A 19,580-nucleotide genomic window follows, 5' to 3' on the forward strand; every position below is an offset into this window, starting at 1 on the left:
GACAGGTGGCGATTGTCCACCAGGGCTCGGCTCGTTCGGCTCTCAGGATTGACGACAATCTCGTGACCGGGACGTTGCCTTCGTACACATTGGTCGACCTGTTCGCGGGCTTTGATTGGAGCAAGTACAGCGTCGAGTTGTTCGCCACGAACGTGTTCGACAAGCGCAACCAATTGTCGCGTTCTGTGTCGTGCAGCATCTGTACGAACGTCCACATCGTCCCGGGCCGGCCGCGTACTCTCGGTATCAGGGTCGGCACGAAGTTCTAAGGCGGGGAGCAGGAAGGCGCCTGACAGCGTTGGGCGCCTGACGTGACTGAAATCCGATTAAACAAGCCGGTCCTGGGACTGGTCGGCGGCCTCGTGCTGGTCTGGCTGAGCATGCTGTTGTTCGGCACCGGTAATATGGACCGCGACGTTCTCAACGAAGTCTATGGCGGACATCGTCCGGCGCTGGCCGATTCTGCGCGGCTCATCACCATGTTGGGCGACGGCCGCATTGTGGCGTTGCTCACGGTGATCGGGGGATTCGTCCTGGTCGTTCGGAAGCAGCATTGGCCGGCGGTCATCCTGGTCGTCGGTCCATTGCTGGGGAAGGCAATTACGGAAGTTCAGAAGTATGAATTCAACCGGATGCGCCCGGCGGAAGATCCGCACTTGGTCGTCGTTCACAGCCTGAGCTTTCCTAGCGGTCATTCCGCCAATGCGATGATGACCTACGTCGCACTCGCGCTCTTTCTGGCCCCGCAGGAGCGGCGGCAGATATGGCTCGGTATTGCCGTCCTGGCTGCCCTCCTCGTGGGGCTTAGTCGGGTCGTTCTTGGCGTACACTGGCCGAGCGACGTGATTGGGGGCTGGTCCTACGGGCTGGTGTGGGCGCTGCTTCTTTACGCTATAAGCCTGAGGTTCAACCCAGGGAGGACGGCATGACTGCTCGACGCCCCTTTACGATGTTCGCTGCGGCGATCTTCCTGCTGATCGCGCTGGCGCACCTCTACCGACTTGTCGTCGGCTTCGATGTCTCGGTCGCAGGCACGCACATCTCGCAGTCGCTCCGCTGGATCGCCTTGGTGTTCACCGGATTGCTTGCGGCGATGCTGTTCCGCGAAGCTAGACGTTGAAGCGGAAGAGCAGGATGTCGCCATCCTGCACGACATACTCCTTGCCTTCCGCGCGCATTCTGCCCGCTTCCTTCGCGCCCGTCTCTCCGCCGAACTTGATGAAATCGTCGTAGGCGATGGTCTCGGCGCGAATGAAGCCGCGCTCGAAGTCCGAGTGGATGACGCCTGCCGCTTCCGGAGCCTTGGCGCCACGGCGCACCGTCCAAGCGCGCGACTCCTTCGGGCCGGCGGTGAAGAAGGTAATCAGGCCGAGAAGCTCGTAACCTGCCTGGATCATGCGGTTGAGACCGGTTTCGTGCAGGCCGAGGTCCGACAGGAAGGCGTCGCGCTCCTCGGCTGGAAGAGTAGCGATCTCTGCCTCGATCGCGGCGGAGATGACGGCCGCCCTTGCGCCCTCCGCGGCTGCTTTCTCGAACACGCGTTCGGATAGGGCGTTGCCGGCTGCTGCTTCGCCTTCGTCGACATTGCAGACGTATAGAATGGGCTTCGCAGTCAGAAGCTGAGCGCGGGCGAGGGCCCTTTCTTCTTCGGCGTCCTTCGGCTTTGTCAGGCGGGCGGGCTTGGATTCCCGCAAAAGATCGAGCGCCTGGCCGAGCACGGAAGCCTCGATCTTCGCTTCCTTGTCGCCCTGCTGCGCCTTCTTGACGAGGTTCGGCACGCGGCGCTCGAGGCTGTCGAGGTCCGCGAGCATCAGTTCCGTCTCGACCGTTTCGGCATCGGCGATGGGATCGACGCGTCCCTCGACGTGGGTCACGTCGCCGCCCTCGAAGCAGCGCAGGACGTGAATGATCGCGTCAACCTCGCGGATGTTTGCGAGGAACTGGTTGCCGAGGCCTTCGCCCTGCGATGCGCCGCGGACGAGTCCGGCGATGTCGACGAACTCGATTTGGGTCTCGATTTCCTGGGCCGACTTGGCAATGTCGCGGACGCGGTCCAGCCGCTCATCCGGAACAGCGACGCGGCCGACGTTCGGCTCGATCGTGCAGAATGGATAGTTGGCCGCCTGCGCGGCCGCAGTCTCGGTCAGCGCATTGAAGAGCGTGGATTTGCCGACATTCGGCAGGCCGACGATGCCGCAGCGAAAGCCCATGAGTACTCCGAGATCTTGTCATCGTGGCGCGGCAATCCACCGCTGGATCGCGTCACTGCGTTTCGAATGACGGGGTTTGGCGGGCATTTAGGCAAGGCGGAGGAATTCCTCAACAGCGGTTTGCAACAGCGCTAGCGGCTCCCTAGCTGAACTTCATGGCCGACCTCTCCGCATTCCCGATTTCGCGCCGCTGGCCGGCCGAGAATCCCGACATCCTCCAGCTTTATTCCATCAACTCGCCCAACGGCGTGAAGGCTTCGATAATGCTGGAAGAAACGGGGCTTCCGTACGAGCCTCACCTGGTCGTGATCGGCGACAATGAGAGCTGGACCCCGGAATTCCTGTCGCTGAACCCGAACGGGAAGATCCCGGCGATTATCGATCCGAACGGGCCCGACAGGAAGCCGCTCGCGCTGTTCGAATCCGGAGCGATATTGACCTACCTCGCCGACAAGACGGGTATGCTTCTGCCGGAGGGAGCCCGCCGCTACGAGACGCTTCAGTGGGTGTTCTGGCAGGTCGGCCACATCGGTCCGTTCTTTGGCCAGGTCGGTTTCTTTCACAAGTTCGCCGGACGGCACTGGGAGGACAAACGCCCGCTTCAGAGGTACGCCGACGAGTCAAAGCGGCTGCTGAACGTTCTCGACAACCGGCTCGCGGGCCGGGAATGGGTGATGGACGATTATACCATCGCCGACATCTCGCTGCTCGGATGGGTCCGCAATCTGATCACCTTCTATGATGCAGCCGAACTGGTGGACTACGCGCCGATGAAGAACGTTCAGGCGTGGCTCGAGCGCGGTCTCGACCGTCCTGCCGTCCAGCGCGGCCTGAAGATCCCGTCAAAGGACTGACGGTCGGCGTTACGCCGGGCGTACGTATAATCCTCTATCCACGCGCGCCTGGCGCTCTTCTAATCCGCCCTCGCCGAGCAGATGCCGGGATGATCCCTCGCATCTGCTTCTGTTTGTAGAGACGGGAGAATGAAGAGTGTCGGCCCCAATCGTTGATCTGTCAGTCCACCATCAGCCCACCGGCGTTTCGGACCGAATTGCCTATGGCTTCACCAAGATGCTGCGCTTCTGCGCCGATACCTTTTTCGCCAAGCGCTACGGCCATCGCGCGATTGTCCTGGAAACAGTCGCGGCGGTCCCCGGAATGGTCGGCGCGACCATCAACCACCTCAAGTGCCTCCGCCGCATGTGCGACGACAAGGGTTGGATCCGCACCCTGATGGACGAAGCCGAGAATGAGCGGATGCACCTGATGACCTTCATCGAGGTTGCGAAGCCGACCATGTTCGAGCGCCTCGTCATCATGGGCGTCCAGTGGGTGTTCTACCTGGCCTTCTTCGCGCTCTACCTGGTCTCTTCGAAGACTGCGCACCGGATCGTCGGCTATTTCGAGGAGGAGGCGGTGCTGAGCTACACTCTCTACCTCAAGGAGATCGATGAGGGGCGCAGCAAGAACGTGCCCGCGCCCGAGATCGCCAAGCGCTACTGGAACCTGCCGGAAGGCTCGACTCTGCGGGACGTGGTTCTGGTCGTCCGGGCGGACGAGGCGCACCATCGCGATGTCAACCACGGCTTCGCCAACGAGCTTGACGGGCTGCCTGTCGACAAGGCCAGGATTGCGCCGTCGCCGTACCACGACACCGGGATCAAGCTGGCCGCCTGATCAGGCGAAATTGAAGGAAATGCTGAGCCGGTCGCCCTTCGCGGCGGCAGGCAGCACTTCATGCCGAAGCCAGCTTTCCCACAGGAGCAGGAGCCCGGGGTAGGGCTCCACCGCGACGAAAGGCTGAAGCTTTTCCGGCGAGTTTGCCTGGCGGGTCGGGGCGGCCATCATCATCGGCAGCCGCGGATCCTCGAAGCGGATCGCGCCGGAGCCTTTCGGCACCTCCACGTAGAGCGTTCCCGAGATGATGCTGTGCGGATGGATGTGTGCGCTGTGATGACCCGAGCCGCGTAGAAGGTTCGCCCAGAGGCTGTCGAGGCGCGGCTTGCGTGGAAGATCGAACGCGCAGTCGTCGGCGAAAGCCGCGGCGTGCTTCGTTAGGATCTTGGCCAGGTCGCCGATGACTGGGTCGCGCTTCGGAAGGTCATTGAGCGACGCGTAGCTGGTGTAGCCGACATAGCGATGCTCCTTCGACCAGCGCTGTCCGGCCTCATCGTCTTCGGCGAGGCTGCGGATTGAATGGGCTAGCTCCGCCAGCAATGCGTCGTCGGCAATCTGAGCTTCGTAAAGTGGGGTCACGAAGAGATTACGGACGGTCATGTCTCGTCCTGCATCCGGCGGGCGACTTCGCTCATGAAGCGCACTTCGTCACCGTCCGCCAGCCAGTTTGCTTCGGCTGCGATCGCGGCCAGCATGTCGGAGAGATCCTCCATCTCCGCTTTGTGATAGTTGCCAAGCACGTGCGGCGTGACCTTCTCCTTCTGGCCGGGGCCGGGGTGGCCGATGCCGATGCGGACGCGGCGGAAGTCTGGGCCTAGCGAGGCATTGATCGAACGGAGGCCGTTGTGGCCCGCCAGGCCGCCGCCGACGCGTACCTTCACCTTGAACGGTGCGAGGTCGAGTTCGTCGTGGAAGACGGTCAGCGCCTCCTCGTCGAGCTTGTAGAAGTGCAGCGCCTGCTGAACCGCGTCGCCGCTGTCGTTCATGAAGGTCTGCGGCTTTACCAGCAGCACCTTGTGGCGGCCGATCCGGCCTTCCGAGATCAGGCTTCGGAATTTCTTTGTCCAGGGGCCGAAGCCATGCACCTCGGCGATGATGTCGGCAGCCATCATCCCGACGTTGTGTCGGTGAAGCGCATATTTCGCGCCAGGATTTCCGAGGCCCACCCAGATCTGCATCGCGTCCACCTAGCGTGAGCGGCCCACAAAAAGAAACCGCCCACCCTTTCGGGTGAGCGGCTTCCGTATTCGCAAGTTGAGGAAGCTTAGGCTTCTTCGCCGCCCTCGGCAGCTCCGCCTTCGCCTTCGCCTTCTTCACCTTCCTCACCGACGGTCGGAACCTCGCCCTCAGCCGCGGCTTCTTCCTCTTCGGCCTTCATCGCCGACGGGGCGACAATGGTGGCGACGGTGAAGTCTTCGTCCTGATTGGCGACGGATACGCCGTCAGGCAGCTTCACTTGGCTGATGTGGATCGAATCGCCGATCTCCAGTCCGTCGAGCGGGATGTGGATCTCGTTCGGGATGTGCGCCGCGTCGCAGACCAGCTCGAGCTCGTGCTGGACAACGTTGAGAACGCCGCCGCGCTTCAGGCCCGGTGAGTCCTCTTCATTGTCGAAGCGGACCGGAACGTTCACGTTCACCTTGGTGTGCTCGCTGATGCGCAGGAAGTCGACGTGGATCGGACGGCTCGTGACGGGGTGGAAGTCCACCGCCTTCGGCAGCGTGCGGGTCGGCTTTCCGCCAACCTCGACCATCACGACCGAGTTCATGAAGTGGCCACTCGAAAGCATCTTGGAGAGGAGCTTCTCTTCGACGTGAATCGAAAGAGGGTCCTTCTTCTGGCCGTAAACCACGGCGGGTACCCGTCCATCACGACGCAGTTCACGGGAGGCTCCCTTGCCGTTCCGTTCGCGCGTCTCGGCGGGCAGCGTCAGCTGATCGCTCATGTTGCGTATTCCTTGATAGAGTTACTTCCCGCCACGCCTCCAGGGATGACCATGGCCAGGAAGGGCGCGCCTATAGGTTAGAGGCGCCTCTAAGGCAAGTTACGGTGGTGTCAGTTAATCCGGGCGGTTCGGATGCCGTATTGGCCCAGTTTATGCTGGACGCTGTCCTTGCCTGCGAGATGGCCTGCGCCGACCGCGACGAAGACCACGCCCGGCTGCTGTAGACGGCGCGCGATCCATTGCGCCCAGCGGCTGTTCCGGTCGTTGAAGAGCAGCTTGTACGTTTCCGGCGAGCGCGCCTCCATCTGCTCCAGCATCGGCGTGAAGCTCTCGATGTCGCCGCGGTTCCAGGCGGCCTGGAGCTGCTCGAGCATCGCCGCGACGGAAGCTTTTGTCCGGGCGGCCTCTTCGGGGTTCGAAGGCCCCTTGGCGCCGGGCATCCTGGCGAACATCCCAAGCTGGAACTCGAAGCTCTCGAGCCCGCCGACCGGCATTCCGATTTCATCGGCGGCTTCGCGAAGGACGGCGTCTGCGCCCTGGTCGGTCGACATGCCCTGCGAGCGCCCAGCCGACATGACTGTCTTGCTGGTCGTCAGGAAGGACGCAGAGCCCGCGAAGGGACCCACCGGCTGAATGCCGAGACCCTGAGGGGGCGTCCGTTGGACGGGCGGCTTCTTGAGGAGAAATGTCGGAACGAGCGTTTCAAGGACCAACTCGTCAGAGCCGCTGAAGGCCGTCCGGACCTCGTCGTTGAACCATTCGCTCTTGCCGTCGAGCGCGTGGAAGGTGCCGAAGAGATAGATGACCGTGTCTTCGTCGTTCACGACGTAAAGCGCGGGGCGGGCGTTCGGGACCGACGCCTGCACGGGTGGTCCGGCAGGTGCCGATGTCGAAATCGCGGCGGCAATCAGCGCAGCAATCATCCCAGGTCTCCACACCCAGACGGCGGGGGAGGTGGGACGCATCGGTTACCAGGACATCATTCAGCGTTCGCGGGCGCCTAAACGCCCCCGTTTCGCCTCCTGCACGCAAATGCGCGTCCCAGTATCCGGTTCATCGTGGCCCCCCAGCCCGATACCCGGCAATGATGGTCACTGAGTGATTAAGAAATGTCTAGCAAAAACAGCGGGAAGCGAAGAATTCGCGACGAGCTGAAGCGCCGGCCGCTTATTGCAGGCGTTTTACCTTGTAACCGCGGCTTTGGAGATACTTCTGGACCGATGACTCGCCCGCCAGATGGCCGGCGCCGACGGCGACCATTACAGTGCCCGGCTGAGCCATCCTGCGCTCGATCCACTGGCTCCAATTGAAGTTGCGGCGGGTGAGCAGCGCGGCCCTCAGTTCGGGCGAGCTTTGCAGGTCGCGGTTGAACGAATTGCCAATCTTGTCGACGTCGCCGCTCAGCCACGACTGGAGCATGTCGCCGAACTGCTTCTTCATCTCGACCGGGTTCTCGATCGCGCCTTCGAGAAGCTGACGTTGCGCATCCTCGGGAAGCCGGTCGAAGAAGGTGAGTTGCTCCTGGTTCGTCTCGAGCTGCCCGACCGGCTTGCCGGCGGCGGTGAAGGACTGGCGCAGAACTGCTTCGACGCCCTGTTCGCCTTCGACTCCAAGCGTCTGGAATTGCACGCCGAGCAAAGTGAACGAGGCCGCCCAGGTCTCCATCCGGTCGAACATCGGGCGCGGGATCTGGGTCTTCGCGATTGCTGCTTCGAGCGCGGCGCGCTTGTCCGCAGGCACACGGCTGGCGATCGGCGGAAGGCCGCTGGAGAAGCCGAGCGCGGCCATGATTCCGGCGAGCTGCTGCGGGTTGGCCGTGTCGATCAGCGTCTCAAGCACGAGCGATTGCGAGCCTTCCACCGCCTTCTCGAACTTCGGGGTCCGCCAGCGGGAATCCTTCGGCAGGAGGTGGATGGTACCGAACAGGTAGATCGTCGTGTCCTTGTCGGAGACCTGCCACAACGCAGGGCCGCTGTTCGAACGAGCGAGTGCGGTCGCCGTCGGCGCAATGGCCATCGTCGCAAGGCCAAGGGCTGCAAGCCCGCGCCGGATCAGTTTGGAGAGCATGGAATTCCTTTGGAGACGCGTTCCTTGACCCCGGATGTATGAACGCAACTGCCCGGCGTCCACTTGCCGGGTCGCGGAGGATGCGCCAAAGCCTCGCGGAAACTCCAGACCAACAGTGAAACGCGAACCGCCTTGGCCCTCAGCTTTCAGGACCTGATCCTCACGTTGCATCGCTATTGGAGCGCGCAAGGGTGCGTGCTGCTGCAGCCGTACGACATGGAGATGGGGGCGGGGACGTTCCACCCGGCGACGGTGTTGCGCGCGCTCGGGCCTAACCCGTGGAAGGCGGCCTACGTCCAGCCTTCGCGGCGGCCAACCGACGGCCGCTATGGCGAGAACCCGAACCGGCTCGGGCACTACTATCAGTACCAGGTATTGCTGAAGCCGAGCCCGCCGGACCTTCAGCAACTCTATCTCGGGAGCCTTGCCCAGATCGGGATCGATCCGTTGAAGCACGACATCCGTTTCGTCGAGGACGATTGGGAGAGCCCGACACTCGGCGCCTGGGGGCTCGGCTGGGAAGTCTGGTGCGACGGGATGGAAGTCACCCAATTCACCTATTTCCAGCAGGTTGGCGGCTTCGACTGCAAGCCCGTCTCAGGTGAACTGACCTACGGGCTCGAGCGGCTGGCGATGTACATCCAGGGCGCCGACAACGTCTTCGACCTCAAGTTCAACGATGCCGGCGTGAGCTACGGTGACGTCTTCCTCGAGAACGAGAAAGAGCTGTCGCGCTACAATTTCGAGGTCGCCAACACGGAGAGCCTGTTCGATCTCTTCCGCAAGGCCGCCGCCGAAGCCGAGAATTGCGTCGCGAACAAGCTGCCGATCCCGGCCTATGAGCAGGCGATCAAGGCCAGCCACATCTTCAACACGCTGCAGGCGAGGGGCGTGATCTCCGTTGCCGAGAGGCAGGCCTACATCGGCCGGGTGCGCGACCTCGCGAAGGCGGCGTGTGCGACCTGGATGGAAACCAACGGGTGGCAGGCGTGAGCGCGGACTTCCTGCTTGAGTTGCGGTCCGAGGAGATCCCGGCACGCATGCAGGCCGGAGCGCGGAACGACCTGGCTCGGCTGGTCGCGCAGGAACTGGATGCGCTGGGTGTGGCGGCCGAAGCGATCGACGTCTGGTCGACGCCGCGACGGCTTGCGCTGGTTGCCCGTGGCCTGCCGCTCGAAACGCAGGCGGTCAGCGAAGAGCTGAAGGGTCCTCGGACGAGCGCTCCGGAGCAGGCCCTCGACGGGTTCCTACGCAAGACGGGTCTGACACGCGAACGGCTCGAGGACCGCGATGGCGTCTATTTCGGGGTGGTCGAGAGGCCGGGGCAGGCGATGCGCGACCTGCTCGGCCCGATCGTCGAGAGAATCGTCGCGGGCTTTCCGTGGCCGAAGTCGATGCGCTGGGGTGCAGCATCGGAAAGCACGGCCTCCCTGCGCTGGGTGCGACCGCTTCACGGCATTGTCGCCCTGCTTGGCGAGGACATCGTCCCGGTGCAGATCGACGATATTGCGTCCGGGGCGACGACGGTTGGTCATCGCTTTCATCATCCGGGTCCGATCACCATCGGCGGTGCGCACGATTATGCGCAGAAGCTGCGCGCCTGCCACGTGATCGTCGATCAGGAAGAGCGCGAGCGGATCGTCCGCGACGGTGCTGCGAAGGCGGCAGCGGACGCGAAGCTGCAGCTCGTCCCCGACGAAGGGCTGGTCGTTGAGAATGCGGGCCTGACCGAGTGGCCGGTGCCTTTGCTCGGGCGCTTCGATCCCGACTATCTCGACGTGCCGCGCGAGGTGATCGTCCTCACCATGCGGACGAACCAGAAATATTTCGCCTGCACGGACGACCTGGGAGTGCTCGCGCCCGCCTTTGTCTGCGTCGCGAACATCGATGCAAAGGACGGCGGAGAGGCGATCGTCGAAGGCAATCGCCGAGTGCTCGCTGCGCGCCTTGCCGACGCGCGCTTCTTCTGGGAGCAAGACCTCAAGGTTTCCCTCGAAGAGCAGGCCGTGAAACTCTCCGGGATCGTCTTCCACGAGAAGCTCGGGACCATCGCCGACAAGGTCGAACGTGTGGCGAAGCTGGCTCGGTGGCTGGTCGAAGAAGGCGTCGTGAAGGACGCGGACGCAGGCCAGGTTGAGCGCGCGGCAAGGCTGGCGAAGGCGGATCTCGTCACTGGCATGGTCGGCGAGTTCCCCGAGTTGCAGGGCGTCGTCGGTGGCTACATCGCAGAGCGGCAGGGCGAGCCAAAGGCAGTCGCCGAAGCTATCCGCGATCATTACAAGCCGGCGGGGCAGGGTGACAACGTTCCGACATCGCCTGCGACCATTGCTTTGGCGCTTGCCGACAGGTTGGATTCTATCTCCGCGTTCTTTGGCGTTGAGTTGAAGCCAACCGGGTCAAAGGACCCATTCGCACTTCGCAGAGCCGCAATCTCGTCGATCGAGCTGATCGTACGCAACTCGCTGCGGCTTCCGCTCATCACCGCAGTGCGCGGAACATTGGCGAACCGCGCCGGTCAATCGGGAGAGGCTGCGGACGCGCATCGACTGGATCGGACAGCGCCCGACATTCTGGACTTCTTCGCTGATCGTCTGAAGGTGCAGCAGCGCGATGCTGGCGTTCGACACGACCTGATCGATGCGGTGTTTGCGCTTGGAGGTGAGGATGATCTCGTCCGGCTTCTGGCGAGGGTGAAGGCGCTGCAGAGCTTCGTCGAAGGCGAAGACGGTGCGGACCTGCTCACGGCGTACAAGCGGGCGGCCAATATCCTGAAGAAGGAGAAGTGGGAGTCGACCGCGGCTTCAGGCGGGCAGGAGCTGGAGCCGGAAGAGGCGGCGCTCATTCAGGCGCTCGATGCAGCCGACCCTCAAGCAAGCAAGGCTGTCGAGGCCGAGGACTTCACCGGAGCGATGCGAGCACTGGCGCAGCTTCGCCGTCCGATCGATGCGTTCTTCGACAAGGTCACCGTTAACGATCCGGATGCCGCCAAGCGCGAGCGCCGGCTAAACCTGCTCGCACGGTTCCGCGACGCCGTGAACCGCGTCGCGGACTTCTCGAAGATCGAAGGATAATGTGCTCGCCTAGTCCTCTGGACTAGGCTGCGCGCATCATAGCGGCCGTTCGTCGGCCGGGTCACCGCGGTCCTTGATCGCTGCGGCGCGCAGGCTGTCACGCTCGCGCCATTCCTTTTCCTGGTTTGCCCAGTGCGTTTCGCGGTCGTTGTACTCGCGCTCGCGAGTCTCGAGCCGCGTGCGCTCGTCGTAATAGCGGGTCTTCCACTTCTTGCGTCCGCCGGCGGTCAGGAAGATGCCGAGCAGAATTCCTAGGACGAAAACCAGCGCAAGGATGATCCACTGGTCCTGGGTAAAGGCGGTCATTGCGCAATCCCTCGATTGTTCCGTTCAGGTAACAAGCGCGGGCGCGGGCAATGGTTCCAGCACAAGCGGAAACCGCCCGCGTCTTTCGACGCGGGCGGCACCCCCCACTCAGCTTGGATCACGTGTTCAGGAAGTTATCGCTGATCGCGCATGCCGCCGGACCCAGGATGACGATGAAGAGGGTCGGCAGGATGAACAGGATCAACGGAACGGTCATGATGGCCGGAAGGCGCGCGGCCTTTTCCTCGGCGCGCATCATGCGCTCGTTGCGGAACTCGGCCGACAGCACGCGAAGTGCGGACGCCAGCGGAGTACCGTATTTCTCGGTCTGGATCATGGTCGTGACCACGCCGCGAACCGCTTCCAGATCGACGCGGGTGGCGAGGTTCTCGAAAGCGTTACGGCGTTCGGCTAGAAAGCCCAGCTCGATCGCGGTCAGGCCGAACTCGTCGCCCAGCTCCGGATAGGCCTTGCCCAACTCCTTCGCGACACGGCCGAAGGCGGCGTCGACGGTGAGGCCGGCCTCGGCGCAGATGACCAGGAGGTCGAGCGCGTCGGGGAGGCCCTTGCGCACCGCATGGCTGCGCTTGGTGACCTTGTTCTTCAGCCAGATGTCCGGCGCCTTGTAGCTGCCGACCAGGATGGCGGCGACCGTCATGTAACGGCGCAGCCATGACCATGCCGGCCAATAATCGACGACGTAGATCAGCACGACGGCGGTCAGGCCGAGCGCCACCGGCAGGAGGAACCGCGCGGCGATGATGAAGAAGGCGAGATCCTTGGTACGGATACCTGCTTGCATCAGTTTGGTCTGGACCTTCTTCAGCTGATCGTCCTGAAGCATCTTGAACTGGCTCAGGATCGAACGGACGCGGTCCGCCGCCTGGCTCTTGTTCGTGAGCTTCTTGCGCTTGTTGGTCGACGCAACGATGCCGGCCTTCAGCTGCTCGCGGCGCTCGTTGAGCGCCTTGACGCGGCGGGCCATGGGATCCTTGACGGTCGTCGCCGCATAGATTGCGGTCATCACCGCCATTGTCGCGATACCACTTAGGATCGTCGCGATCAGGATGACGTCGAAGCCGAGAAGAGTGGGGCCTCCAGTAGGCATGTCTAACCGTCCCCCCTCAGATCTCGAAGTTAACCATTTTGGCCATGATGAAGACGCCGATGCCCATCCAGCAGAGGGCGCCAAGGCCGGCCACGATCAAGCGCTGGTCGACAAAGAAGCCGCCCATGTAATCGGGGTTCATCATGTAAACGAGGCCGAACACGATGAAGGGCAGGGCGCCGACGATGTACGCCGATGCCTTTGATTCCGAGCTCATGGCGCGGATTTTCAGCTTCATCTGTGCACGCTTGCGAAGCACGTCGGCCAGGTTCGAGAGAGTCTCGGCGAGGTTGCCGCCGGTCTCGCGCTGGATGGCCAGAGTGATCACGAAGAACTGGAACTCGGGCGTGCCGAGGCGATCTGCAGTCTCCTGCAGGGCCGCTTCCATGGTGCGGCCGATTTTCATCTTGTCGGATACGGCGCGGAACTCGAGTCCAACCGGGCCCGGGATTTCGCTCGACACGATGCCGAGCGTCTCGGTGATCGGAAGACCGGAGCGAAGCCCGCGAACCATCAGCTCGATCGCATCCGGGAAGTTCGAATTGAACTTGGCGACGCGGCGCTTGATCATCTTGCCGATGACCATGTGCGGCAGGCCGATGCCAACGAACAGGCCGGCAAACAGTCCAAGCAGGAACGGTGCTCCGCGCATCAGTAGCAGGACCATCACGACGACCGCGAGGCCGACCGAGATCATGAGGTAGCGCGCGAGCGTGATGTTTCGGCCCGTCATCTCGATACGCTTGCGCAAGAGCGCAGGCTTCGGGATGATCGTCGACGCCAGACCTTCGATGTGGCTGGTTGTCCGGTTCGCAAATAGCTTGCGAATCTGCGCCTGGGCGCTGGCGGCGATAGCATCGCCGTGTCGCTCCTTGATCATCTCGACGCGGCGCTTGAGGGCCTTCGATGCCGAAGGGCCGCGCGCGGCGTTGAGCATGAGCACAAGCGCTGCGACGCCGCCCAGGACGATGATGAGGGTCAACAGCATTCGACCATCCAATCCTTCCCCAATGCGCCCGGCAGGAAGCCGAGCGCAGCCCGATTAAGCCGCTTTTGCCTTAGGCTTGTTGAGCATCGACTTAAGATTATCGACCAGCGACTTGGCGCCAGCGGCGACTCCTTCGCTGCTGCTGCCGGCGCTTCCGCTCGCACCCTCTTCGGTCGCATGGCTCAGAACCATGTTCGCGAGGGTCGAGAAGGGCGCAGCCATCTTGCCTGTCGCAACTTCCGCCATCGGCTTGCCGAGCTTGGCAGCCTGGGCAGCCAGCTTGCCGTCATGCGGGATGACGATGTCGACAGGACGCTCGATCGACTGCTCGAAGTCCTTGCGGCTGATCTCCAGCGCGCCGCCCGAGGGGACGCCGTTGGCAACGACGATCACCTTGGTCTGCGGGGCATTCGACTTCAGCCAGGCGAGGATACGGATGGTGTCGCGGGTGGCGGCGAGCGTGAGCTCGGAGACAACCACGGCAACGTGCGCATCGTGCACCATGTGCGGATACTGGATCAGCATGTGGCGCGGCAGGTCGAGCACCGTCGATTCGAACGCGTTCCGCATCTCTTCCTGAAGTTGGAAGAAGGCGGTGCCGTCCGTAATCAGCGGCTGATGGATCGGAGCCTCGGCCGAAAGGACCGAAAGACGCTCGTTCGCACGAACCATTGCGCGCTCGATGAACAGGCCGTCGATGCGGCTTGGGTTCTCGATCGCGTCGGTCAGACCGCGGCCCGGCTCCAGGTCGAGCGCAAGGGCGCCGGTCCCGAAGTGGATGTCGAGGTCGAGCAGAGCGGTGGAGCGATGAGCCTTCTCACCAAGCAGCCATGCGAGCGAAGTCGCGATGGTCGAGGCGCCGACGCCTCCACGGACGCCCATGACGGCGGCCATGATGTGCGGCTTGTCGACTTGCGCCTCGCCGCGCGGCCCCGATAGAATTGTCTGGGCGTGTGCAAAGGTGTCTCGCAGGTGATCGACCGTGAATGGCTTTAGAAGGTAGTCGTGGATGCCGCTGGCGACGAGGTCGCGATACAGGCGGACATCGTTGACCTGGCCCGATGCGATCACGATCGTCCCCGGCTCGCAGACTTCCGCAAGCGCGTTGATGTCGTTCAGCGGGTCAGCGGACTCCGACAGGTCGACGAACAGGATGTTCGGGCTCGCGGAGACCGACAGCGACTGGACCGCATTGCGCAGACCACCCTTGTTGACCTTCTCCGGCGACCAGCCGTGCTCGACAGCCACGGGACGCAGCATGTCAGCAGTCGCATCGTCGCAAACGAAGGCCTGGAATGGATCTCGCAGCCCGGCGCGTGCCTGGAACGGAGCGTTCATCACTTTTCTTCCTTCTTCGTGCTGATGTCCTGCAGACCCTTGCTGCCGGTCGTCGGAGCGGTGCGGTAGGCGTTGATCGCCCGCGAAGCCGTTGCCGCATCGCCAATGCCGCTGCCCTCACGCCCGTGGATCAGATCCTCGGGGTTCGCGACCATCGCGGCGAGGTTCGAGTTCACGCCGCAGCCGTAGTTCGGAAGCATCCGGTTGTTGTAATTGGGCTGCGACTTGCGCTCCCAATTCGGGCAGTCCGGAACGCTAGCGACGTTGCGGCTGACGACAACGCGGACATTGCCTGAGCCGACGGCGCCGGCGGTCACCGGAGCTCCTTGCGAGACCAGCATTCCGTAGTTGCCGGCAATGTCGGCAACCTGGGCCCGAGCGGCTTCCGAGTAGGGGCCCCCGTCAACGTAGACGCTGTCGCCGTAACGAAGGTCCAGGCTGTTGAACCAGGCGTCGAGACGCGCTGCTTCCGAGGGAGCAAGCGTTCCGCCGGGGGCGGCCGCATCGAACACATAGTCCGCGCGGCTGACGACCGGAACATGCACAGCCGCCATGCCCGCCTCGGGATCGGGTCCCGGGTGGTATGCACAACCCGAGAGTGCCGCTGCGACGAGCAGGAGTGCGGTTTTCGAAGCCATCTTGGCATCCTTCCTGATGAAGCGGCGGATCACAGCTTGAACCCCGGAGTTGCGGCAGCCGCTGCGCCACCGAAGGCAGGAGCGGGTGCCGGAGCCGAAGCCGCCGGGCGGCCCTGGCTGCTGTAGGACTGGCCCTCGATCACACGTACCGGGTCGGACGGCATGCGCAGTCCATCGGTCGGCAAGGCGAGCTGGTTGGAAACCGGCCGGACGAGATACGGAGTGACGACGATCACCAGCTCCGTCTCGGCGCGACGGAAGCGCGTCGAGCGGAAGAGGGCGCCGAGGATCGGCAGGTCGCCGAGGAACGGAGCTTTCTCGATGTCATTGGACGACGAGTTCCGAAGCAGGCCGGCGATCATGAAGCTCTGGCCGGAGCCGAGCTCCACCGTCGTTTCAGCGCGGCGGGTAGTCAGCGCTGGAACGGTGAAGTCGCCAGTCTTGACGCTGCCTTCGTTCGAAAGCTCGCTGACCTCGGGACGGACGCGCATCGAGATCCGGCCGTCCGCAAGGACGATCGGTGTGAAGGCGAGACCGACACCGTATTGCTTGTACTCGATCGAGATCGAGTCGAGCGACTGCGAGATCGGGATCGGGAATTCCCCGCCTGCGAGGAAGCTTGCGGTTTCTCCCGAGAGCGCGGTCAGGTTCGGCTCCGCGAGCGTGGTGACGAAGCCGTCGGTCTCTGCGAGATCCAGAGTGCTCAGGATGTCGAGGCCGAACAGCTTGCCGGCAGCGCCAAGAGTGGTGCCGACGGAGCTGACATTGAACGTCTTTCCTGCGCCCGTAATCGTGCCGGGATTGCCCTGGCCGATACCGAACTGGAAGCCGCCGGTGAGATCCTTCGTCAGGAGGTTGACGCCAACCTGCTTGAGCAGGGAGCGGTTCACCTCGGCAATGCGGACCTTCAGGTTGACTTGCAGCGGTGTCGCGGAACGCAGGCGGCTGACCACCTGGGTGCCTTCACCGACATAGGCCTGGACCAGGCGCTGGGCCTCCTCGACGTCGGTCGGCGAAGCGACCGTGCCGGTGAGGAGCACGAGGTTGTTCATCGGGGTTGCACGGACGTTCGCTTCCGGCATTGCCAGGCGAAGCATCTCGTCGACCGAACCAAGGTTGTTGCCGACGCGTACATTGGCTGCGTAGACAACCTTGCCATTGGCGCCCGTCGCATAGACGGTGGTTTCGCCGCGGCCCTTGCCGAAGATGTACAGCTGGCGGTTGGAGCGAACCTGGACGTCTGCGACCGCATCGTTGGCGACGAACACGTCGCTCATCGGGGCGGGCAGGCGAACGAGGGTCCCCGTGCCGGCGCTGAGGTTCAGCGTTTCCGACGGACGCGCCGCGCCCGACTGGGCAACGGCCGGGGCCGGAGCCGCCACCGTGCCGAGGCCGATCGCCAGGGCCACGAAGGCGGTGCCGAGACGAGCCCGGCGAGTTTTGGAACGACAGGTCATTTAGCGAGCTCCCACCGGAACGACGGTGACATTATTGCCGCGGGCAACACGAACGACCGGACCGGCCGCAACTCCCGCTGACGCTCCGCCCGCAAGGGCGGCATTCGAGACCTGGCCACCACCCGAAGCGGGCGCGCGGGCAGGGACGCTACGGCGCTGGAAGCGCGAGACATCACCACCGGTGGAATAGGTCGTATTGGTATCGATCGGCCGATTGGCGACCGCCAGCAGCATCTGGCGCTCCTGGGAGGGGTTGGTGCCTTCCGGGACCTTCACCTCGCCCGAGGCGATCGCGCGCTCCAGCTCCGACGTATTGTCGGCGATCGAGCGCAGCGACAGCGACAGCTGACCGATGCTCTGGGCGACGGCGACCTTCTCGGCGATGCGCGGAGTTGCCTCCAGCGTGACGTTCGAGAAAGTCTTGACCAGGGTCTTGCCATCTTCGCCCTTGCTGTCGGTGCGCTGGTCGGTCGCGAGGACGCGAACGTTGCGGACGACAGTCTCGGAAACCTTGAGCGGCGGGCCATCGCCACCGCCCGCGACTTCCTGGGTCAGGACGATGTCGACGCGGTCACCCGGGAAGACGAAGCCGGCGACGCCGGTCGACGAGTTCACCGGAACCGTGATCGCACGCATGCCCGGGCCAAGCGCCGCGGCAAGGAAGCCGCGATCGTTCGGGCCGACAAGGGCGCCGCGGGTCATCGGCTGGCCGGCAGTAACGGGATAGCGCACGACGGTACCCAGCAGCTTGGACATATCAGCGTCCGGAGCGCCTTCCGTGTAGTACGCACTCTGCGTCATTTCCTTCGGCCAGGGCTGGAAGGTGAGGCTCTCGGCATCGATGATGGTGCCGACCGGCAGGTCCTTGCGGGCCACCAGAACCTTCGGTCCGACCGGAACGGCCGGAGTTGCCGCTGCTGCCTGCGCCTGCTCGGCACCGGCCCCCGCGAACATGTTCTTGGCCATGATTGCGGTTACTGCCGCGATCACGAGCGCTCCCACGAGCAGCATGATCTTCTTAACATTCATGGCGAAATCGCCTCCCCTTTTCGGGCCCCAGTACGCTGACAGACATCAGGCAAATTGGTTAAGAAACCGTTGGATAAGAATGAGGAGGCCGCCGGCGGCGATCGCTACGCCGTACGGAACTTCCGGTTTTCCGGGCTTTTTCTTCAGCCGGTGAAGGCCGACGACGACCAGAGTCAGCACTCCGCCCGCGATCGACATGAAGACCAGGAATCGCAATGTGGACTGCGGCGAAAACCAAAGCGCGAGTGCCGCGGCGAGCTTGACGTCACCGCCGCCCATCATCCCGGCGTAGAAGGCCACGGCGAGCAACGCGAAGACGCCGGCTGCGATCGCGACCTGGATCCCGATGTCCGGCCAGAGCGGCAAATGAGCCGACCACCAGTAGAGGGGCGCCATCAGCGCCACTCCCAGGTTCAGCCGGTTGGAAATCGTGAACGTGCGCACGTCGATCACCGCCGCCAGGACGAGCAGCAATGCGAGAATTCCAAGCAGGATTTCGGTAAACGCGCCGTTCGTCATGCCGCCAGACCTAGACGGCAGGGCTTTCCAAACCGTAACCGCGCTCAAGAATGGCTGAATTCGATGTCCTGATTGTCGGCGGCGGAATCGCCGGGGCGAGCCTTGGCGCCGAGATCGCGGGGCGGTCGAGAGCCGCGATCGTCGAGGCGGAATCCCACTGCGGAATGCATGCGACCGGGCGCTCGGCGGCGTTCTGGCTTGAGAGTTACGGCGGCCCGGATGTCGCGAAGCTGAGTGCTGCCTCGCACGACTTTCTCGAGCGGCCTCCGGAGGACTTTTCCGATCGCGGATTCCTTCGGACCCGAGGAGCGGTGCATCTCACCCGGGACGAGTTGCCGGAGCTACCGAACGGCGTCCGTTCCCGGGTGGTCGAGCGCGGCGAGCTGGAGCTGCTAGTTCCCGGCATAAAGTCGCAATGGCGCCGGGCACTGCTCGAACCGGGCTGCGCCGACATCGACGTTGCAGCGCTGCATTCGGCCTATCTTCGCCAGTTCCGACTCAATGGCGGGACAGTTTCTACGGATTCAGCGCTTCAAAGGGCTGCGTTTCGGCAGGACGCGTGGCGCGTCGAGCTGCGCGATGGATCGAGCATTTCGGCCTCCATTCTCGTCAATGCGGCGGGTGCTTGGGCGGATACGGTCGCCGAGGCGTGCGGTGTTCGCCCGCTCGGTATCGCGCCGAAGCGTCGGACGATGGTGCAGCTGAGGGTCGGCCATTCGGGACTGCGCGATCTCCCGCTCGTCGACGACGCCTCGGGCACATTCTACTTCAAAGGCGAGAGCGACCGAAGCATCTGGCTCAGCCCGCACGACGAGATCGACAGCGATCCCTGCGATGCCGCTCCCGAAGAAATCGATGTGGCGACGGCGATCGATCGGTTCGAGCAGGTTGTCGACTGGCCAGTAGAAGCGGTCGAACGAAGTTGGGCCGGCCTCCGGAGCTTCGCGCCCGATCGCAAGCCTGTCTACGGGTTCGACACGGATGTCCCGTTGTTCTTCTGGTGCGTGGGGCAGGGCGGGTTTGGCATCCAAACCGCCCCCGCCGCCAGCAAGCTCGCGGCCTCACAGCTGTTAGGGGCCGAGCCGGATTCGATGGTCAGCAGGATCGATCCGCAGCCATATCGGGCGTCGCGCTTCGTCCGTTAATTCTTCCGTCCGTGCAACGGCTTATCGTTTACGATGAGACGAAAGCTGAGGTGGTTCGGCCGCATCGCGAACGACTAGTCGC

Annotated in this window: 22 protein-coding genes; 8 read left to right on the top strand and 14 right to left on the bottom strand. The window is 63.5% G+C overall.

The annotated features are described in order from the left end of the window. Positions 1–5 precede the first annotated feature (5 nt). The 3 genes from ACMC5O_RS03490 to ACMC5O_RS03500 are packed head-to-tail and all read left to right on the top strand — an operon-like array spanning position 6 to position 1,120. Complete coding sequence (locus ACMC5O_RS03490) at positions 6–269, top strand: hypothetical protein (RefSeq protein ID WP_426693266.1); 264 nt, start codon at positions 6–8, stop codon at positions 267–269. Between the two features lie 42 nt (positions 270–311). Next, entirely contained in the window at positions 312–929 is a 618-nt protein-coding gene (locus ACMC5O_RS03495; protein ID WP_426693267.1) for a phosphatase PAP2 family protein, read from the top strand. Continuing rightward, complete coding sequence (locus tag ACMC5O_RS03500; RefSeq protein ID WP_187707693.1) at positions 926–1,120, top strand: hypothetical protein; 195 nt, start codon at positions 926–928, stop codon at positions 1,118–1,120. The genes ACMC5O_RS03495 and ACMC5O_RS03500 overlap by 4 nt, the downstream gene beginning before the upstream one ends. Here ACMC5O_RS03500 and ychF read toward each other — a convergent pair. Continuing rightward, positions 1,110–2,210: a redox-regulated ATPase YchF gene (gene ychF / locus ACMC5O_RS03505; protein ID WP_187707692.1), complete on the bottom strand. Its 1,101-nt coding sequence runs from the start codon at positions 2,208–2,210 to the stop codon at positions 1,110–1,112. The genes ACMC5O_RS03500 and ychF overlap by 11 nt on opposite strands. 155 nt (positions 2,211–2,365) lie before the next feature. Here ychF and ACMC5O_RS03510 point away from each other — a divergent pair, with 155 nt between their 5' ends. Together ACMC5O_RS03510 and ACMC5O_RS03515 are read left to right on the top strand one after the other, a co-directional pair. Next, the gene (locus tag ACMC5O_RS03510; RefSeq protein ID WP_187707691.1) at positions 2,366–3,064 is read left to right on the top strand and encodes a glutathione S-transferase N-terminal domain-containing protein; all 699 of its coding nucleotides are present in this window, start codon (positions 2,366–2,368) and stop codon (positions 3,062–3,064) included. A 136-nt stretch (positions 3,065–3,200) separates the two neighbouring features. Next, positions 3,201–3,887, top strand: coding sequence for an alternative oxidase (locus ACMC5O_RS03515; RefSeq protein WP_187707690.1), 687 nt, complete (start codon positions 3,201–3,203; stop codon positions 3,885–3,887). Here ACMC5O_RS03515 and ACMC5O_RS03520 read toward each other — a convergent pair whose 3' ends face one another. From ACMC5O_RS03520 to ACMC5O_RS03540, 5 genes are all read right to left on the bottom strand, one after another. Beyond that, the gene (locus tag ACMC5O_RS03520; RefSeq protein ID WP_187707689.1) at positions 3,888–4,487 is read right to left on the bottom strand and encodes a TIGR02466 family protein; all 600 of its coding nucleotides are present in this window, start codon (positions 4,485–4,487) and stop codon (positions 3,888–3,890) included. Further along, positions 4,484–5,065, bottom strand: coding sequence for an aminoacyl-tRNA hydrolase (gene pth / locus ACMC5O_RS03525; protein ID WP_187707688.1), 582 nt, complete (start codon positions 5,063–5,065; stop codon positions 4,484–4,486). Before pth ends, ACMC5O_RS03520 begins: the two co-directional genes overlap by 4 nt. Before the next feature lie 86 nt (positions 5,066–5,151). Next, positions 5,152–5,832 (bottom strand): 50S ribosomal protein L25/general stress protein Ctc, encoded by a 681-nt coding sequence (locus tag ACMC5O_RS03530; RefSeq protein ID WP_187707687.1) that lies wholly within the window; start codon positions 5,830–5,832, stop codon positions 5,152–5,154. 110 nt (positions 5,833–5,942) lie between these two features. Beyond that, positions 5,943–6,755, bottom strand: a complete 813-nt coding sequence (locus ACMC5O_RS03535; protein WP_426693268.1) for a TraB/GumN family protein — start codon at positions 6,753–6,755, stop codon at positions 5,943–5,945. Between the two features lie 244 nt (positions 6,756–6,999). Continuing rightward, positions 7,000–7,899, bottom strand: a complete 900-nt coding sequence (locus ACMC5O_RS03540) for a TraB/GumN family protein (RefSeq protein ID WP_187707684.1) — start codon at positions 7,897–7,899, stop codon at positions 7,000–7,002. 132 nt (positions 7,900–8,031) lie between these two features. Here ACMC5O_RS03540 and ACMC5O_RS03545 point away from each other — a divergent pair, with 132 nt between their 5' ends. After that, positions 8,032–8,892 (top strand): glycine--tRNA ligase subunit alpha, encoded by an 861-nt coding sequence (locus tag ACMC5O_RS03545; protein WP_187707683.1) that lies wholly within the window; start codon positions 8,032–8,034, stop codon positions 8,890–8,892. A 47-nt stretch (positions 8,893–8,939) separates the two neighbouring features. Continuing rightward, the gene (gene glyS / locus ACMC5O_RS03550) at positions 8,940–10,970 is read left to right on the top strand and encodes a glycine--tRNA ligase subunit beta (protein WP_246444584.1); all 2,031 of its coding nucleotides are present in this window, start codon (positions 8,940–8,942) and stop codon (positions 10,968–10,970) included. A 36-nt stretch (positions 10,971–11,006) separates the two neighbouring features. Here glyS and ACMC5O_RS03555 read toward each other — a convergent pair whose 3' ends face one another. From ACMC5O_RS03555 to ACMC5O_RS03590, 8 genes are all read right to left on the bottom strand, one after another. Next, positions 11,007–11,276, bottom strand: coding sequence for a hypothetical protein (locus tag ACMC5O_RS03555; RefSeq protein ID WP_187707681.1), 270 nt, complete (start codon positions 11,274–11,276; stop codon positions 11,007–11,009). Between the two features lie 118 nt (positions 11,277–11,394). Continuing rightward, the gene (locus tag ACMC5O_RS03560) at positions 11,395–12,384 is read right to left on the bottom strand and encodes a type II secretion system F family protein (protein ID WP_187707680.1); all 990 of its coding nucleotides are present in this window, start codon (positions 12,382–12,384) and stop codon (positions 11,395–11,397) included. A 16-nt stretch (positions 12,385–12,400) separates the two neighbouring features. Then, complete coding sequence (locus ACMC5O_RS03565) at positions 12,401–13,372, bottom strand: type II secretion system F family protein (RefSeq protein WP_187707679.1); 972 nt, start codon at positions 13,370–13,372, stop codon at positions 12,401–12,403. Positions 13,373–13,426: 54 nt separating this feature from the next. Further along, on the bottom strand, positions 13,427–14,710 hold the full coding sequence (locus ACMC5O_RS03570) for a pilus assembly protein CpaE (protein ID WP_187707678.1): 1,284 nt from the start codon (positions 14,708–14,710) through the stop codon (positions 13,427–13,429). Beyond that, entirely contained in the window at positions 14,710–15,348 is a 639-nt protein-coding gene (locus ACMC5O_RS03575; protein WP_187707677.1) for a CpaD family pilus assembly lipoprotein, read from the bottom strand. Before ACMC5O_RS03575 ends, ACMC5O_RS03570 begins: the two co-directional genes overlap by 1 nt. A 29-nt stretch (positions 15,349–15,377) precedes the next feature. Continuing rightward, on the bottom strand, positions 15,378–16,805 hold the full coding sequence (locus ACMC5O_RS03580) for a type II and III secretion system protein family protein (RefSeq protein WP_187707676.1): 1,428 nt from the start codon (positions 16,803–16,805) through the stop codon (positions 15,378–15,380). Continuing rightward, positions 16,806–17,834 carry a Flp pilus assembly protein CpaB gene (gene cpaB / locus ACMC5O_RS03585; protein WP_426693269.1) on the bottom strand — a complete coding sequence of 343 codons (1,029 nt, stop codon included), beginning with the start codon at positions 17,832–17,834 and terminating at the stop codon, positions 16,806–16,808. A 45-nt stretch (positions 17,835–17,879) separates the two neighbouring features. Beyond that, the gene (locus tag ACMC5O_RS03590; protein ID WP_187707675.1) at positions 17,880–18,353 is read right to left on the bottom strand and encodes an A24 family peptidase; all 474 of its coding nucleotides are present in this window, start codon (positions 18,351–18,353) and stop codon (positions 17,880–17,882) included. A gap of 50 nt (positions 18,354–18,403) precedes the next feature. Between ACMC5O_RS03590 and ACMC5O_RS03595 the strand changes: the two genes are divergently transcribed. Next, positions 18,404–19,498: an NAD(P)/FAD-dependent oxidoreductase gene (locus tag ACMC5O_RS03595; RefSeq protein ID WP_426693270.1), complete on the top strand. Its 1,095-nt coding sequence runs from the start codon at positions 18,404–18,406 to the stop codon at positions 19,496–19,498. Positions 19,499–19,580: the final 82 nt, after the last annotated feature.

This window comes from Sphingomonas sediminicola (assembly GCF_049991885.1).
In the GTDB taxonomy this organism is placed as follows: domain Bacteria; phylum Pseudomonadota; class Alphaproteobacteria; order Sphingomonadales; family Sphingomonadaceae; genus Sphingomicrobium; species Sphingomicrobium sediminicola.